Raw genomic sequence first — 15799 nt, forward strand, 5'->3', positions numbered from 1 at the left:
TCCATTACATCTTAGAGCAGATATTTAATTGAGCTAACAGCCAGGTAGCGGCCAGCAAATCAGCGCTGCCACCCGGGCTAAGGTTTTTCTCTATCAATTTCTGATCCAAATCCCAGATGGCCTGTTCAAAGCCAGTCCTAGTACTGTCACCTTCGGACAAAATGTCACTCGCCAGAGACTGAACATAGTTCAGTCCTTCCAACCCTCCGCGGCTCACCAGGTTGGAGTCACTATTTTTTGCCATAATAGTCAGCAGAGCCTGAGACATAGCCTGCTCTTCAGAATGACCTTTACGGATAGCCTCTTCATAGGCAGGCAGACCATGAATGTAAATCATCGGATAGCCATGAGCGGCTTCCCCACGGATCCCGGTCATGCCATGTTCACGGTATAACCTTTCACCTGCTGTCGCCGGAATCTTAGTTGAATTTCTAAGATCATCAGATACCAGCGAAGCACAACATTCCATGATAACACTACGAATGTGTATGGCATCGAAAGAAAGCCCCTTTCTATACAACCAGCCAACCGCACCACAGATTAGACCAAGCGTAAAAATCATTCCTTTGTGTGTATTGATGTTATTTGTCGCAACAAACATCATTCGTTCGGCTTCGATACCGACCTTACGCAGGCCCGGTAGTAAAGACTTAGCCGGAAGCTCATGCATATCGTAACCGGCTCTCACAAATTTCTTCATATACGGGCGAAGCGAATCTGAACTAGCAATAAAGGTATGGATATCCATATCGGTATGGGCACCACTAGACACGCAGTCCACAAGGCCCGCTTTCGGTGTTAAATGCGCTTCCAGCATCATGGCATGATACGCAAGGTTTCCCGCAAGCTCACAGATATTCAGCTCTAGCTTTCCGCTAGATGATTGTTGGTACAGGCAACAGTCATCCAGCAGCCACTTAATTGAGTTAGTTGCAATCATTTATCATCTCACTCATTTTATCAATCAAAGCCGGTAAAGGGTGGGCGCGGCTTCTGGCACAGATTTTTGCTTCATTACCGCAGACAAAACATTTCCGACGAGGCAGACCATATGTATCCCTCGACAGAGACACACATTGACTATCCAAAATATCGATATCAAATAAGCGCCCAAGCGAATGAGTGTCTTCAATCTCGACCATCACCCGCTTAAGCGCATCAGGTTCAATATTTCCCGCAGAAATCAATAATTCAGCCCCGCAGTCACTGCTGTATTTTTCCAGGCTGACCATCTCAATATTGTGGGTTGAGCATGCCTGAACAATCGCCTGATAACCCTGAGAAAAGGCCGTCCTGGAAATCTGATTCAGTTTGACCTCCCCGACCATATTGATGGTAAAGCTGATCAGAGGAAGAGAATGGGCTTCCGCCCACTCCCTTTGCCGGTTTGCTCGTCTTTCACGATTGTCTAACACTTGTTCAAGCGTGACTTTAGGTCCTGAATACAAGGTTGTTATTCCTTCACTTGCTTGATTACGTCGATTACTGAACCATCGCGGTAGCGAACATAACCTACAACGTTGTCCAGATACTCGATTGGCTTAGCCTTACCAGTCAGCATTTCTGCACGTTGTTGTAGTTCTTCAATAGTACCAACCTGTACACCAGCTTCAACCAGACGAGCTTTGATGTCTTCACGGGCTGGGTTAACAGCAACACCATGGTCAGTAACCAGAACGTCAATCTGCGAACCAGGAGTAATCACGTTTAGTACAGAGTTAACCACTGTTGGGATACGGCCACGGATAAGCGGAGCAACGATAATCGTCATGTTGGCAGAAGCGGCTGTGTCACTGTGACCACCAGATGCACCACGGATAACACCGTCAGAACCCGTAATTACGTTCACGTTGAAATCTGTATCAATTTCCAGCGCACTCAGGATAACGACATCCAGACGATCAACCACTGCCCCCTTAGAAGAAGGGTTCGCATACTGGTTAGCAGAGATTTCAAGGTGATTCGGGTTACGAGCCAGAGAATCTGCTGCTACTGAGTCAAATGATTGTACATCCAGCAGAGTTTTGATCAGGCCTTTCTCGTGAAGATCAACCATAGTCGCAGTAATACCACCCAGACCAAAGTTAGCCTTGATGTCTTTCTTCACCATCTTATCTTCAAGGAAGCGAGTTACTGCCAGTGATGCACCGCCAGAACCAGTCTGAAGGTTAAAGCCATCGAAGAAATAGCCAGAATGCTCGATTACGTCAGCCGCTTTACGAGCGATCAGAAGCTCACGCGGGTTCGTTGTCATACGAGTTGCGTCACCACCGATTTTCGATGGGTCACCCACTTCTTCCACTTTCACTACTGCATCAACCAGATCCTGAGCGATAGAAGCCGGGGCGTTAGGGAAAGGAACGATCTCTTCTGTCAGAACGATAGTATGTTTCGCGTACTGAGCATCGATTTTTGCGTAGCCCAGAGAACCACAACGAGAACGGCCTTTAATTGCGTTTGCGTTACCGAATTCGTCACTGCTTGATACACCAACGAATGCTACATCGATGTTCAGCTCACCAGATTGAACCAGGTGTACACGACCACCGTGTGAGTGGATATGTACAGGCTCTTCAAGCAGACCACGTGAAATTTCTTCTGCCAGATCACCACGGAGACCAGAGGTGTAAATTTTGCTTACCACACCATTTTTAATGTGGCCAACAATAGGAGCATGAATAGCTGACAGAGAGCTTGAAGCCAGTGTCAGATTTTTAAAGCCCATGGATGCGATGAGATCCATTGCCATGTTGATAATCTTGTCGCCACCACGGAATGAGTGGTGGAAAGAGACGGTCATGCCATCTTTAAGACCGGAGTTTGCAATCGCTTCTTCCAGTGATTCATATAGCTTGCGGCTACGTTTTGTTTCTTTATTCAGAAGGTGAGCAGTCAGGTCATGAGCACCAGCGTATGGCTTCATGTTTGCGTGACTGTCTGCGGAAATCTCAATTTCACGATTAAGTGCGTTTGTAATAGTCGTCATGTGGATGCCTTACTGTTTAATTCCTGATTCAGCACGTTGTAATGTCCAACGAGCACGTTCAATAATTGGTGCATCCACCATCTTGCCGTTAAGGGAAACCACACCAGAGCCCTGCTCTTCTGCTTCAGCAGCGGCTTCGATAACTGCATTGGCGTAATCCACTTCTTTCTGAGATGGAGCAAATACGTTATGAACCATTTCGATTTGGCGAGGGTTGATCAGGGATTTACCGTCAAAGCCCAGAGTCTTAATGTGCTCAGCTTCTTTCAGGAAGCCTTCTTCATTATTCGCATCTGAATAAACAGTATCAAATGCCATGATGCCAGCCGCACGAGCTGCCTGCAGAATTGAACAACGAGCAAAAAATAGCTCTGTACCTTCAGGTGTACGTTGCGTTCTTATATCACGAACATAGTCTTCTGCACCCAGTGCAATACCGATCAGGCGCTCCGATGCTACTGCGATTTCTACTGCGTTGTTGATACCCATTGCTGATTCGATTGCTGCCAGCATTTTTGTGCTGCCCACTTCACGACCACACTCTGCTTCAGCAGCTGCAATCGTTTCTTCCATCAAATGCACGTCATCAGCAGAATCAGTTTTTGCCAGACGAATAACATTAACGCCAGCTCTGACCATAGCTTTAACGTCTAGTGGACCCATTTCTGTTTCCAGGCCGTTAACACGAACTACGGTTTCGACTTCCTGATAAAGTGGGTGTTGAAGGGCATTGAATACCAGCATGCGAGCGGTATCTTTTTCACGGATGGAAACAGAGTCTTCCAGATCGAACATGATAGCGTCTGGAGTATAGATAAATGAGTTGCTTAACATCGCGGCATTTGAGCCAGGAACAAACAACATACTTCTGCGTAATTTACTCATTATTGATCACCCCAGACAATTTCTTTTGCTCCTGACGCCCGCATCACTGCAGCCTGAACTCGCGCTTTAATTACACAATCAAGCGCCCCTTTATCGTTGACAGAAACAACCGCTGACGTTACACCTAACTCTGCCAGAGTGTCAGTAACGACTTTTCTGATCAGGTCATCAAATTGCTTTTCTACAGAACTTGTAACTTCAATGTCCAGGCTATTGTCTTCGGAAGGCATTATTTCTACCAGTAGATCACTGGATTCTAGAGTCCCAGCGTAAGATCGCTGACTAATTATCATGTTTGCTCCTCGTGCATCTCGTATTAGATGGCGCTAAAAAAGTATGATTCGAGGCGGATGGGCAAGGGTATCACCAATTCGTCTACCCCCTATTTTCCGGACTGAGACAAAGGATTTAGCGATAATTATCAAGTTTCGATGCAGGCTAAAAACCATTAATGATTTTTATGATTTTTAGTGGTGTGACTGGAAGAAAATACAGATGAAAAGACAGATGACAGAGGTTACCTTATTTTGGGAAAAGCTTCAGGCTCTCAGTGTGAGTGAGAGCCTGTATTTATATCAAAAAGGATAAAAACAACAATAATAACTTATTGATATTTAATTTGTTTTCACATAAACGCGCTCTGGTCGCCCAACTCGTCCATGCTCGTTTTCAGCGGATAAAAATCCACTGGCTGAACAATATTCAAGATAGCGTCTGGCTGTTGTCTTACTGATACCAACGCGGTCACCCAAACTCTCTGCTGTAAATTTCACACCCGTATTTTCATTGAATACCTGTTTTATCTTATCGAGAGTCAACTCACCAATACCTTTTGGTAGGGTCTCTGAGCATTTTTCACGGGCCTGGATATTAAACAGATCATCGACATGACGCTGACTGATATTGTCATAAGCATTAATAGCACTGTTGTATTTTAAGTATCGATTTAAAGTGTCTTTCAGTCGGTCATACGCAACTGGTTTCAAAAGGTAATCGAAACAGCCACAGTGCATGGCTTCTTTTACCGTATCCATTTCACTGGCTGCAGTCACCAAAATGACATCAGCTTTATGGCCGCTCTTCTCCGCTACGATTTCACGCAGCAAGTCGACACCTAATCCATCAGGAAGATAGTTATCCAGGATGATCAGTTTAGGTTTATTCACCTTAATCATGGTTCTGGCCATGCTCAGAGTCGACGCGATACCGACAGGCCTGAAGCGCATTGTCTGTCGTAAAAACTGGGCATGCAGTTCAGCGATACCGACTTCGTCTTCTACAATTAAAACGTCTATAGAATCCATCATTTGTTACCGTTATTTGGAATAAATATTGAGAATATAGTGCCTTTAGGCTCGGCATCATCCACCAAAATAACACCACCAGCATTGTTCACGTATCGATTGATCAGATACAGGCCTATACCGTGCCCTTCCTGATCACCCTTGCTGGTTACACCACGAGTAAAAATAGTGCCGGATATTTCAGGGTCAATGCCACAACCGTTATCTGCAATTTCAATAACAAGCTCATTGCCGGCATCAGTAATGAGTAGGGTAATAATTTTATTACTGTCCGGATTGTTGAGTGTTGCTTCAAAAGCATTATCAATAAGGTTGCCTATTACCGCAGATAATTCATCTGCCTGAATATTCGCCGTTAAGTTATACAACTGACATGTTGGGTCAAACTGTAAGTCTAGTCCCAGCTCTCTGGAACGGGCATATTTCCCGAGCAGTATACCTGCAACTTGCTTACATTTTATTCTTGAACTGATAAAATCTATTAATTTCTGCTTCTTATTGTTTTCACTATTTATGAGTGCAAGGGCTGCATCACAATCACCTATTTCGATCAAACCGGAAATTGTTGACAGCTTATTCGCATGCTCATGCCGCATTACACGGAGGTTCTCTGTATATTGCTTTATTTGAGTTAACTCTGCTGTTAATGAATTGATATCATCTTTATTACGGAAACTCACCACCCAGCCAATTAACACGTTGCCATCAAATATAGCTACCCGATTTGCGATTAACGTATGGCCATTAATTGATACAATTTCATCCTTGATATTTTCGTCATAAGGCGTTTGAAAAAAGAACTGAGTTTGAGTCAGAAACTCCATAATACTGCGGTTTTTCAGTTCACTACTGGCTTTTTCGGTACCAATAATCTCAGCGGCTGTTTTATTAACTGCTAAAATTTTTCCGGTCTTATTAATAGCAATAACGCCTTCGTAGACGGATTGTAAAATAGACTTCTGCAAATAAAGAGCAAGCGCAATTTCCGCTGGCTCCATACCATTCATCTTTTTCTTGATATGAGCAGAGAAAAACCAGGCACCAACCAACGTTAGTAACAAAATGATACCTAACTCATACGCCACTGGTTTAGCATAAAACACCAACCACTGGTCAAAGCGATTCATCAGATACCCGACAGAGACAACCCCGATTATTTCTCCGTCGTAATCAATGATGGCACTTTTACCTCTCACACTGTACCCCAGTGTTCCTTTGCTGACAGAGGTGTAGGACTCCCCGTTTTCCAGTGCACCCGCATTATCGCCCCCTTGCATTGGCTGACCAATACGGTCTTTTACCGGGTGAGAAAGACGAATGCCCTTTTCATCACCAATAACAATGAAGCTGGCATCTGATATTTTCGTCAGGCGATTAATGACCCTTTCAATGGCAGGCAGGTTTTTGATCCGTACTTCCTGGATCAGTTTAGGATCACTGGCAATTTCTTCTGCCTGCACCAAAGCCCGGGTACTCACCTGGTGTTCTAACGTATCCAGTAATGTATTATGGAAATTGAACCCCATAAAAGCCATTTGCAGGCTCATTAGGGCTAAAATAAGAATAAACACTTTCAGACGAAATGAAGCCCCGGTCTTCATCTTTTCCATCACATTCATACATCTCATTCCTTATAATTGTATTTTGTAGTTGTCCAGGATCCATTGAACAGATATAAAATAAAATTATATGTAGATTTATTTTTAGCATAAGTAATAAATCTAAAACTTGTGAAGTCAACGGGTGACCAATGTAACCCTATAGGATCAACAAAAGGGAGAACGGTGCCTCCCTTATTCATCAATGTGTTAGTGTTATATTAACCAAGCACATACTTGATCATTACACCGGCTGCAACAGCAGAGCCGATAACACCAGCAACGTTTGGCCCCATTGCATGCATCAGCAGGAAGTTCTGTGGGTTCGCTTCCAGACCAATCTTGTTAGCAACACGAGCCGCCATTGGTACCGCAGACACACCCGCAGAACCAAGCAGTGGGTTAACCTTATCCTTGCAGACCTTATTCATCAGTTTCGCCATCAGAAGGCCAGCCGCGGTACCCACACAAAATGCCGCAATACCCAACGCCAGGATACCCAGCGTCTGAGGCTGCAGGAATTTATCAGCCATCAGCTTAGAACCAACCGACAGGCCAAGGAAGATGGTCACAATGTTGATCAGTGCATTCTGAGCCGTGTCAGACAGACGCTCAACCACGCCACACTCACGCATCAGGTTACCGAAGCAGAACATACCCATCAGCGGAGTCGCAGAAGGCAGAAGCATCGCAATCAGAACCAGCAACATCAGAGGGAAGCACACTTTTTCAAGTTTGTTTATCGGACGAAGTTGCTTCATCTGAATAGAACGTTCTTCCTGTGTAGTCAGAGCTCGCATAATTGGCGGTTGGATCATTGGAACCAAAGCCATGTATGAGTATGCCGCAACTGCAATTGCACCCAGAAGTTCAGGAGCCAGTAAGCTTGATACGTAAATCGCTGTCGGACCATCCGCACCACCGATGATGCCAATCGCAGCTGCCTGAGCAACGCTGAAGTCCATGATACCTAATTGGCTCAGACCCAGTGCACCCAATACCGTTGCGAAGATACCAAACTGTGCTGCTGCTCCCAAAAGGAGTGTTTTTGGGTTAGCCAATAGTGGACCAAAGTCGGTCATGGCACCCACACCCATGAAGATCACCAGAGGACCAACACCCGATGCGATAGCAACACTGTAGAATGTGTACAACATACCATCGGTGTACTGATACTGTTCTGCCAGTAGTTGCAATTTCATCGCCTGCTCTGGCGTAGCCATATGCGCAGCATGTTTTACTGCTTCAATTGAAGTATCCGTAATATTCAGAATACCGGCAAACAACTGCATCACATCCGGTTTTGCTGCATGAATAGCCGCATCCACCGCATTAATTGCCAGGTTAGCTTCCGGAAGGTTCGAAAGAATGCCGCCCAGACCAATCGGAACCAAAAGCAGAGGTTCAAACCCCTTAACAATAGCCAGGTAAAGCAACACCATGCCCACAAGGATCATGACTGCCTGGCCCCACTGCATATGCAGGATACCAAAGTCGTTAATCAGACCTAAAACGCTGTCCATTTCTTACCCTTAAGCTAGTGCTAGTAGTGCATCGCCAACCTGAACGGCATCGCCTTCAGATACAGCCAGAGATTCAACTTTACCGTCACGTGCTGCTTTGATTTCTGTTTCCATTTTCATGGCTTCCAGAATCAGCAGTGTTTCACCTTCTTTCACCATCTGGCCGATCTTCGCGTGGATTTTCCAGATATTACCGGCAAGAGGAGCCGCGACAGTTTCAGCATCACCTGCTGGTGCAGCTGCAGGAGCGGCCGCCGGAGCTGTATTTGCTGCGGCATCTGCACCTTCGCTGATTTGAACCACGTAAGTCTGGCCATTTACTTTTAATGTATATTCAGTGCTCATTTTCTACCCTTAAGCTAGTGCTAGTAGTGCATCGCCAACCTGAACGGCATCGCCTTCAGATACAGCCAGAGATTCAACTTTACCGTCACGTGCTGCTTTAATTTCTGTTTCCATTTTCATGGCTTCCAGAATCAGCAGTGTTTCACCTTCTTTTACCATCTGGCCAATTTTTGCATGGATCTTCCAGATATTACCGGCCAGTGGAGCCGCAACAGTTTCAGCATCACCGGATGGTGCAGCTGCAGGAGCCGCTGCTGAAGCTTCACTTGCTGCAGCAATAACTTCAGGGTCTGCACCTTCATTAACCTGAATAACAAACGACTTGTTGTTAACGTTTACAGTGTAAACTGCGTTGTCAGCCACTGCTGCTTTTGGAGCTGCATCAGCTGCGGTCGGAACAGGTTCGAAAGCGTCTGGGTTATTACGGTTTTCAAGGAATTTCCATGCAACCTGATCGAACAGAGCAACAGTCAGAACGTCATCAACGGCATTTTCAGCCAGTTCAATGCCTTTCTCTTTCGCCTGAGCAGTCACTGACTCAGTCAGGCTTGCCATTTCTGGTTCGATCACGTCAGCCGGGCGGCAAGTGATCGCTTCCGCACCATCCAGTACACGCTCTTGCAATGCAGCATCAACAGGAGCCGGAGTCTGGCCGTATTCACCTTTCAGTACACCCGCAGTTTCTTTAGTGATGGTCTTATAACGCTCACCCATGATTACGTTAATGACAGCCTGAGTACCAACGATCTGAGAAGTTGGTGTTACCAGAGGAATGTGACCCAGATCTTTACGTACGCGAGGAATCTCTTCCAGAACTTCATCGATACGGTCGATAGCGTTCTGTTGCTTAAGCTGGCTTTCCATGTTCGTCAGCATGCCGCCAGGTACCTGTGCAACAAGAATGCGAGAGTCGATACCTTTTAGCTGACCTTCGAATGCGCCGTATTTCTTACGAACTTCTCGGAAGTAAGCTGCGATGCTTTCGACTTTCTCAAGATCCAGACCAGTATCACGCTCAGTGCCTTTCAGTGCAGCAACAATAGATTCAGTCGCAGGGTGGCCATAAGTACCACTCATAGAAGAGATAGCCGTATCAACGCGATCAACACCCGCTTCGATTGCTTTTAGCAGAGTCATGTCTGCCATACCTGCCGTTGAATGACAGTGCAGGTGCAGTTCAACATCAAGTTGTTTCTTAAGAGTAGAAACCAGTTCGTACGCCTCGTATGGAGACATAACACCAGACATATCTTTAATGGCGATTGAATTTACACCGCACTCTACAAGCTGCTCTGCAACATCAACCCAAGACTGCATAGTGTGAACAGGGCTGGTTGTGTAACAGATAGTACCTTGAGCGTGAGCACCCTGACGGTTAACCGCCTGAATAGACTGCTTCATGTTACGAACGTCGTTAAGCGCATCAAATACACGGAATACGTCCATACCATTTGCGACTGCACGCTCTACAAATTTATCTACTACATCATCAGCATAGTGACGGTAGCCAAGAATATTCTGACCACGGAACAGCATTTGCTGTTTGGTGTTTGGCATAACTTTTTTCAGTTCTCTCAGGCGAACCCATGGGTCCTCACCAAGAAAACGGATGCAGGAATCAAAAGTTGCACCACCCCAAGATTCAAGAGACCAGTAACCGATCTCATCCAGTTTTGAGGCAATTGGCAGCATGTCATCTAAACGCAGACGTGTTGCAAATAGTGACTGGTGAGCGTCACGCAGTACCACATCCGTGATACCAAGTGGCTTGTTTATTTTGGACATTTGGAATCCCCTGTAATCTTACGCTTGTTGACTAAATTTTGTCTTGTGGTGATGAAGGGCAGCAGTAATCGCTGCGACAACATCATCGTCGTCGGACTGTGCAGCTGAAGAAGCTGGTGCTTTTGCCGGCTGTGCCGGTGGTGTGAATTTGATTGAAACTGTTGAAAGCAGGCGTGTGGCACCTACCAACAAAGCTAGAAAGCAGAAAACGAACCCCATACCAAGCAGCATTAGGGTCACACCTTCAAGAATGATCGGACCTTCGTTCATTACTATTTCAACCTATTGGTAATTAATGTCCGGCCAGTCTACTGAGCATGTGGTTATTACTTCGTGAGATGTATCATCCAATTGAAACCATTAAACGTATTAAATGGCGTAAATAAATTTTATTTTTTGGCCGCTTTATTTCTTATGGAATAAATAAATTCATTAACGCCATTTAATACACAAATGCCACTTTTTTTTGTTTTAACAGCCTCATCCTTTATCCATGGTTATGAATAAAATATCACCATAGTGCAGAGGATCAGAAAAGGAAACAGAAATGCAGTATACAGCCACTCTTTATGATGAACACCAGCAAAGCCTTGAGCGAGTAAAGCGGCAGCAACGTTTGCTTGCGCAGCACGCCCTGCCTCTTGTGATTGTTAACACCAATTTGCCTAAAGCATTAGCCCATAACTCTTACGCAAAAGAAATATATGAAATTACGTTTGAATCTGTCATTGAAAAAATACAGGAATTGAATACACGTATTATTGATCGGGAAATTACGCTCTCTAAAAGTGGGAATGAAGCCACATTAGTCATCACTGGCATCGCCTCTTCCGAGTTGAAACGGGCGATGATTCAGATTGAAAAGTACCACCCTCTGGGAATGTTGATGAATATTGATGTGATTAACCCTGAAGGTAAAGCCATTTCACGCAGTGCCAGCCAACTGGAAGCGAGAAAGTGTTTGCTGTGTGAGTGCGCTGCCAGCTATTGTGCCACGAATAATAGCCATACTGCGGCTGAGCTAGAAGCCAGGATACTTGAGCTCTTTGACGCCTATTTCGAGAAAGATGCGGTAGCATAAAACGTATATTCATTATCTGAAAGTCTGTATTCATTCGTATTTGCATCTAACGATAACTGCATCTAACAACAATAAAAGTCTTAATCAGCTCAATTTTGATTAAGACTTTTAAAGATTTATGCTTAATGGCAGGGTAAACGTGGCGATAAGACCTTTAGGGTGATTCTTCTGTAAAATCAGCTCTCCCCCATGGGCTTTTGCCAGAGAAGCGGTAATTGATAAGCCCAATCCTACATTCGAACTTTCCGTATCTCTGGCTTGATTTAATCGGGTAAACGGCTTAACAACCTCCTCAAATTTATCTTCCGCAATTCCTTTACCTGTATCAATAACTGAAACCACAAGGTACTGTTTCTCTCGTTTTACCTCTAGTGAAATAGTATTACCTTCTCCTCCATACTGGACAGAATTATTCACTAAGTTTTCTACCATTCTTCTTATGCTCACAGGGGGCATGTTTTCCACCAGTGACTGCTGAGGCTGATACCGAACAATGACATTCTTATCGGCATACTCATCTACAATGGCCTGAATAAGACTGTTCACGTCACAACGTTGTCGCTCTTCCAGCTCACTATCCTCTCTGGTAAACCGCATCGTGGCCTGCAGCATTTTCTCCATAATTGCTAACGTATGCAGCATTTGCTGTTTGTCTTCACTGTCTTCTATAAACTCCAGTCGTAACCGTAAGCTGGTTAACGGGGTTCGGAGATCATGAGAAATGGCTGCCAGTAGCTTGGTTCTGTCCTGTATATAGTCGGTAAGCTGCGTCTGCATTTCGTTAAATGCCCTGATTGTCGGATAGAGGTCTTTGGGTCCATGCGGATCAACCATAGACACTTTTTTATTCATGGCAAATTGATCGGCTGCCTTTCTTAACTCCCCAATGGGTTTTAACGCTTTGCGTATAATTAACAGGGAAATAAACACAGTCGTTAGCATGACCAGTGACAGAGAAATCAGTACGCCAATCGACCAGTGAGTAATATTTTCCTCGACTCCCGAGGAAAAATTGAGCCAGAGACCTGAAGCAAGTTCCACAGAACCATCAACAGTAGCAATATATCCCAGACGCACATTACGCATGTCTTGGATATCATGCCTACTTCGACCAGACATCATCGCATTATGCATGTCGCTCATATTCAGGATAGAGCGGTCAAATTTCACCATAGATAGATGAACGCGACGAATCCCAGCCGAATGCAGCCTTTGAATAAGAACATCTGCCTCTTCACTGCCGGACTGCCCTGTTTCTATATGAGGCTGACGGCTCAGTGATAAAGAAAGATCAGAGCTGCCACTTGCTCTGATGATCGAGTCATGTAAATCGGCCGGTGTCTGAGAAAGGATATCGACCACCGATATCACTCTTTGAATCGCACCTGTCGATGACAGTAAGCTCAGATTCTTCGATTTTTCGGAAGAGAGCAGATACAGGGATAAAAAGAAACTGACCGTAAAGCCGATTAAAATGATCACGCCAATCTGATGAATCAGTTTCTGCTTCTGGTACCAACTAATCATGCGTCACCTCACAGCTGAGCTGATATCCACCACCCCAAATCGTTTTGATCAACTTTGGTGATTTCGGGTCGACTTCTATTTTTTTCCGTAGCCGGCTGATTAGCGTATCTATTGCTCTGTCATAAACATCACTCCCCCTCCCCTGAACCAGATTCAGCAAATCTTCCCTTTTCAGCACCACATTAGGATGAGACAAAAATGCCACCAGCAATTCGAATTCCGTAGAAGTCAGGCTCACCAACGTATCGTCAGGGCTGAACAGTTCACGGGTTGTGGATTCCAGTACCCATCCGGAAAAGTGATAACGCTGACCGGAAGAAGAAAGCTGTTCGCTGACATTTGGAATAGCAAAATGGCGGCGCAAAACTGAGCGAACACGAGCTAACAGCTCCCGTGGATTAAAAGGTTTCGAAATATAATCATCAGCGCCGACTTCAAGCCCAACGATACGGTCAATTTCTTCTCCCAGTGCCGTCAGCATGATGATAGGAATATTAGAAGTGGCCCTCACCTCCCGACACAAGGTGACACCATCTTTGCCCGGCAGCATTAGATCGAGAATGATCAGGTCGAAATGACTGTGACTCATATGAGTATTCATTTCTTCGCCGTCAGCCGCAACCGTGACCTTAAATCCATGCTGTACCAGAAAACGTTTCAGCAGTTCCCGAATCTCGCTGTGGTCATCAACGACAAGAATATGATAAGTGCGCTCCATCCGGCTACCTCTTATGGGGAAGGTTTATCTATAGTATGAAAGTATATAACGTTTAAAGTGTGACAAAGTTTGTCAACGCTGTCATTTGCCATCAACTATCAGAAAATAAAGCAGTTACGACACACATCGTAAGAACATTCCTGCTGTAATTACAATAAAGAAAAAACGAACACACAGAAGGAACATATTATGAAAACTGCAACTAAAATCTTAGCAACTCTTGGTGTACTGGCTATTTCTGTCGGTGTTTATGCTCACGGTGGTAATGGTGGTGGATTCGGTTTTCACCACGGTATGATGGATGAAGACAGCCCACAATATCAAACCATGCTTAAACTGCATAACGATCCTCAAGCCATGGAAGAATGGGCCGAAAAAATGCACGATGACCCTGATGCCATGATCGACTGGATGAAAGAAATGCATGCCGGGTTCATTAACAATAATGGTAACAACAGAGGCTTTGGTGGTTGTCATGGTGCCTGGTTTGATTCTGACGACGGCGATAAAGACTAAACCTAATTAACCAATTGTATATTAATAAAATCCGGTCTCTGCACTTTTGATAAATAGTAAAGGCGCAGAGGCCGGATTTTTAGTTAATGGATTAACCAGCCAGGTAGGCTAAAACAATAATCGCGACCGAAAATACGGCAACGACTTTAAGCAGTTTGCCCATCTGACTTTTATCTGGCCCTCCGGCCGGTGGTTTGTTGCAACATCCCATAATTATTACTCCCTATTTTCTATAAACATTTTACTGTTTTTATACCGATGGTTAAGTTCCCCAACCATCGGTATCGTCCTTGTGCCATTCGTTAATATTTCTTATACAAACTCATTTGGCCGTCTTTATTAAAGGCCACCACATTGAAATCCTTATAATTTTTACCTTGTGCCGCCATGCCTGGCGAGAAACGAGGCATACCAGGAACCGAAATTCCCGATATATCAGATGGGCGCTCTTTCAGAAGCCGGGCAACATCCGCTTCAGGCACATGCCCTTCCACCATATACCCATCAATAATCGCGGTATGACAAGACCCCAGTTGTTTTGGCATATCAAAAGGCGCTTTCACCGAATCCCAGTTGTTCTGCAGGTGAATATTTACCTCATAACCTTCTTTCTCCATGATGGCTGCCCATTTACCACAACAACCACATGTCGGTGATTTATAAAGTTCAACCACAGGTTTAGCAAAAGCACTTGCACTTAGCATCAGTACAGACACTGCGGTAAGGTTAAGAAATTTTTTCATAGTATTTCCCTTATATTCAGATCGTTATCTGACATCAATATCAAGAATATTTTGTCTGTATTGCAACCGGACCACGCCAGGCTCGGTCGTCCACTCGTATGATTTGGTTTCATACGGCTCCACAGTTATTTCCCCTCCGTTACCCAGAGGCTCCAGGGACAAAGTCAGTGGTTCGAAGGTTTTATTTGAAATGACTAGCTGGCTCGCCGACCCCTTGTCTAAGGAAGTTTTGCTGTAGGAAGAATCACCATCGATAGTCCACTCTACAAGCTTGAACTGTCCCAAGGTTTTCAAATAGCTGGCCAGTAGTTTTTTATCATCGGGACTGAGCGCGTTGTTCAATAACTTCATGGTTGGTTCATTCTGGAGGGCATAATTAATCTGGCCCAATGAGTGGTCTCTTATATTTCCACCAACATTACCACCTCCCTGAGCAAACTGACTATGGCATGCTACGCAGCCATAGCCACCCGCGCTACGGAACAGTTTCTCGGCCTTTTTATAATCAGCCCCATCCCATTCAAGAGCAGGCACATCCTCATTGACTGCTTCTGAATGTACTTCGTTATGCTCTTTTCCTTCATGAGCCGTAGCGGTAAAAGCATAAGAACTGAGCAGGATAAACACACAGCCTGTCAGGCTTTTCAGATTCTTCACATGTATTTCCTCTGGAATGTATAAACGCTATTACAATCCTCTCAGTTCAACGTGAAGAAAAAAGAAGCAATAGGTTATACAGACAAAAACCAAATCCACGGCTACACCGCGTTAATAGTCATTAATTGAGC

16 protein-coding genes and 1 pseudogene are annotated in these 15799 nt (G+C 44.8%); 2 read left to right on the forward strand and 15 right to left on the reverse strand.

Annotated elements, in window-relative coordinates:
* Nucleotides 1-4: 4 nt before the first annotated feature.
* From citG to DI392_RS16815, 11 genes and pseudogenes are all read right to left on the reverse strand, one after another.
* On the reverse strand, nucleotides 5-940 hold the full coding sequence (gene citG / locus DI392_RS16765; protein WP_109320842.1) for a triphosphoribosyl-dephospho-CoA synthase CitG: 936 nt from the start codon (nucleotides 938-940) through the stop codon (nucleotides 5-7).
* Complete coding sequence (gene citX / locus DI392_RS16770) at nucleotides 927-1448, reverse strand: citrate lyase holo-[acyl-carrier protein] synthase (RefSeq protein ID WP_109320843.1); 522 nt, start codon at nucleotides 1446-1448, stop codon at nucleotides 927-929. Before citX (DI392_RS16770) ends, citG begins: the two co-directional genes overlap by 14 nt.
* A gap of 5 nt (nucleotides 1449-1453) precedes the next feature.
* Nucleotides 1454-2923, reverse strand: coding sequence for a citrate lyase subunit alpha (gene citF, locus DI392_RS16775; protein WP_181388456.1), 1470 nt, complete (start codon nucleotides 2921-2923; stop codon nucleotides 1454-1456).
* Nucleotides 2924-2995: 72 nt separating this feature from the next.
* Nucleotides 2996-3871 (reverse strand): citrate (pro-3S)-lyase subunit beta, encoded by an 876-nt coding sequence (citE, locus tag DI392_RS16780; protein WP_109320845.1) that lies wholly within the window; start codon nucleotides 3869-3871, stop codon nucleotides 2996-2998.
* Nucleotides 3871-4164, reverse strand: a complete 294-nt coding sequence (gene citD / locus DI392_RS16785; protein ID WP_109320846.1) for a citrate lyase acyl carrier protein — start codon at nucleotides 4162-4164, stop codon at nucleotides 3871-3873. The genes citE and citD overlap by 1 nt, the downstream gene beginning before the upstream one ends.
* Before the next feature lie 321 nt (nucleotides 4165-4485).
* Nucleotides 4486-5178: a response regulator gene (locus DI392_RS16790; RefSeq protein ID WP_181388453.1), complete on the reverse strand. Its 693-nt coding sequence runs from the start codon at nucleotides 5176-5178 to the stop codon at nucleotides 4486-4488.
* A complete protein-coding gene (locus DI392_RS16795; protein WP_245884116.1) occupies nucleotides 5175-6794 on the reverse strand; it encodes an ATP-binding protein in 1620 nt (539 codons plus the stop codon). The genes DI392_RS16790 and DI392_RS16795 overlap by 4 nt, the downstream gene beginning before the upstream one ends.
* 200 nt (nucleotides 6795-6994) lie before the next feature.
* Nucleotides 6995-8296 carry a sodium ion-translocating decarboxylase subunit beta gene (locus tag DI392_RS16800; protein WP_109320848.1) on the reverse strand — a complete coding sequence of 434 codons (1302 nt, stop codon included), beginning with the start codon at nucleotides 8294-8296 and terminating at the stop codon, nucleotides 6995-6997.
* Between the two features lie 9 nt (nucleotides 8297-8305).
* Nucleotides 8306-8629: pseudogene (locus DI392_RS16805) on the reverse strand (biotin/lipoyl-containing protein); the annotation flags it as partial.
* 21 nt (nucleotides 8630-8650) lie between these two features.
* Nucleotides 8651-10426, reverse strand: coding sequence for a sodium-extruding oxaloacetate decarboxylase subunit alpha (gene oadA / locus DI392_RS16810; RefSeq protein WP_109320850.1), 1776 nt, complete (start codon nucleotides 10424-10426; stop codon nucleotides 8651-8653).
* Between the two features lie 18 nt (nucleotides 10427-10444).
* Nucleotides 10445-10696: an OadG family protein gene (locus DI392_RS16815; RefSeq protein ID WP_109320851.1), complete on the reverse strand. Its 252-nt coding sequence runs from the start codon at nucleotides 10694-10696 to the stop codon at nucleotides 10445-10447.
* A gap of 277 nt (nucleotides 10697-10973) precedes the next feature.
* On the opposite strand from DI392_RS16815, the gene citX (DI392_RS16820) reads away from it, so the two are divergent.
* Nucleotides 10974-11507: a citrate lyase holo-[acyl-carrier protein] synthase gene (citX, locus tag DI392_RS16820; RefSeq protein WP_109320852.1), complete on the forward strand. Its 534-nt coding sequence runs from the start codon at nucleotides 10974-10976 to the stop codon at nucleotides 11505-11507.
* 108 nt (nucleotides 11508-11615) lie between these two features.
* On the opposite strand, the gene DI392_RS16825 is transcribed toward citX (DI392_RS16820), so the two are convergent.
* A complete protein-coding gene (locus tag DI392_RS16825) occupies nucleotides 11616-13034 on the reverse strand; it encodes a HAMP domain-containing sensor histidine kinase (protein ID WP_109320853.1) in 1419 nt (472 codons plus the stop codon).
* Nucleotides 13027-13752: a response regulator gene (locus DI392_RS16830; protein ID WP_109320854.1), complete on the reverse strand. Its 726-nt coding sequence runs from the start codon at nucleotides 13750-13752 to the stop codon at nucleotides 13027-13029. Before DI392_RS16830 ends, DI392_RS16825 begins: the two co-directional genes overlap by 8 nt.
* 189 nt (nucleotides 13753-13941) lie before the next feature.
* Between DI392_RS16830 and DI392_RS16835 the strand changes: the two genes are divergently transcribed.
* A complete protein-coding gene (locus DI392_RS16835; protein ID WP_109320855.1) occupies nucleotides 13942-14268 on the forward strand; it encodes a hypothetical protein in 327 nt (108 codons plus the stop codon).
* A gap of 302 nt (nucleotides 14269-14570) precedes the next feature.
* On the opposite strand, the gene DI392_RS16840 is transcribed toward DI392_RS16835, so the two are convergent.
* On the reverse strand, nucleotides 14571-15011 hold the full coding sequence (locus DI392_RS16840; RefSeq protein ID WP_109320856.1) for a DUF411 domain-containing protein: 441 nt from the start codon (nucleotides 15009-15011) through the stop codon (nucleotides 14571-14573).
* 24 nt (nucleotides 15012-15035) lie between these two features.
* Nucleotides 15036-15668, reverse strand: a complete 633-nt coding sequence (locus DI392_RS16845) for a c-type cytochrome (RefSeq protein WP_109320857.1) — start codon at nucleotides 15666-15668, stop codon at nucleotides 15036-15038.
* Nucleotides 15669-15799: the final 131 nt, after the last annotated feature.

The organism is Vibrio albus (genome assembly GCF_003144035.1).
Taxonomy (GTDB): Bacteria; Pseudomonadota; Gammaproteobacteria; order Enterobacterales; family Vibrionaceae; genus Vibrio; species Vibrio albus.

What these genes read in the sequence shown, in the direction of transcription:
- citG (WP_109320842.1), bottom strand. Translation starts at nt 940, where the DNA reads ATGATTGCAACTAACTCAATTAAGTGGCTGCTGGATGACTGTTGCCTG.
- citF (WP_181388456.1), bottom strand. Translation starts at nt 2,923, where the DNA reads ATGAAGCCATACGCTGGTGCTCATGACCTGACTGCTCACCTTCTGAAT.
- citE (WP_109320845.1), bottom strand. Translation starts at nt 3,871, where the DNA reads ATGAGTAAATTACGCAGAAGTATGTTGTTTGTTCCTGGCTCAAATGCC.
- citD (WP_109320846.1), bottom strand. Translation starts at nt 4,164, where the DNA reads ATGATAATTAGTCAGCGATCTTACGCTGGGACTCTAGAATCCAGTGAT.
- DI392_RS16790 (WP_181388453.1), bottom strand. Translation starts at nt 5,178, where the DNA reads ATGATGGATTCTATAGACGTTTTAATTGTAGAAGACGAAGTCGGTATC.
- DI392_RS16795 (WP_245884116.1), bottom strand. Translation starts at nt 6,794, where the DNA reads ATGAATGTGATGGAAAAGATGAAGACCGGGGCTTCATTTCGTCTGAAA.
- DI392_RS16800 (WP_109320848.1), bottom strand. Translation starts at nt 8,296, where the DNA reads ATGGACAGCGTTTTAGGTCTGATTAACGACTTTGGTATCCTGCATATG.
- oadA (WP_109320850.1), bottom strand. Translation starts at nt 10,426, where the DNA reads ATGTCCAAAATAAACAAGCCACTTGGTATCACGGATGTGGTACTGCGT.
- DI392_RS16815 (WP_109320851.1), bottom strand. Translation starts at nt 10,696, where the DNA reads ATGAACGAAGGTCCGATCATTCTTGAAGGTGTGACCCTAATGCTGCTT.
- citX (WP_109320852.1), top strand. Translation starts at nt 10,974, where the DNA reads ATGCAGTATACAGCCACTCTTTATGATGAACACCAGCAAAGCCTTGAG.
- DI392_RS16825 (WP_109320853.1), bottom strand. Translation starts at nt 13,034, where the DNA reads ATGATTAGTTGGTACCAGAAGCAGAAACTGATTCATCAGATTGGCGTG.
- DI392_RS16830 (WP_109320854.1), bottom strand. Translation starts at nt 13,752, where the DNA reads ATGGAGCGCACTTATCATATTCTTGTCGTTGATGACCACAGCGAGATT.
- DI392_RS16835 (WP_109320855.1), top strand. Translation starts at nt 13,942, where the DNA reads ATGAAAACTGCAACTAAAATCTTAGCAACTCTTGGTGTACTGGCTATT.
- DI392_RS16840 (WP_109320856.1), bottom strand. Translation starts at nt 15,011, where the DNA reads ATGAAAAAATTTCTTAACCTTACCGCAGTGTCTGTACTGATGCTAAGT.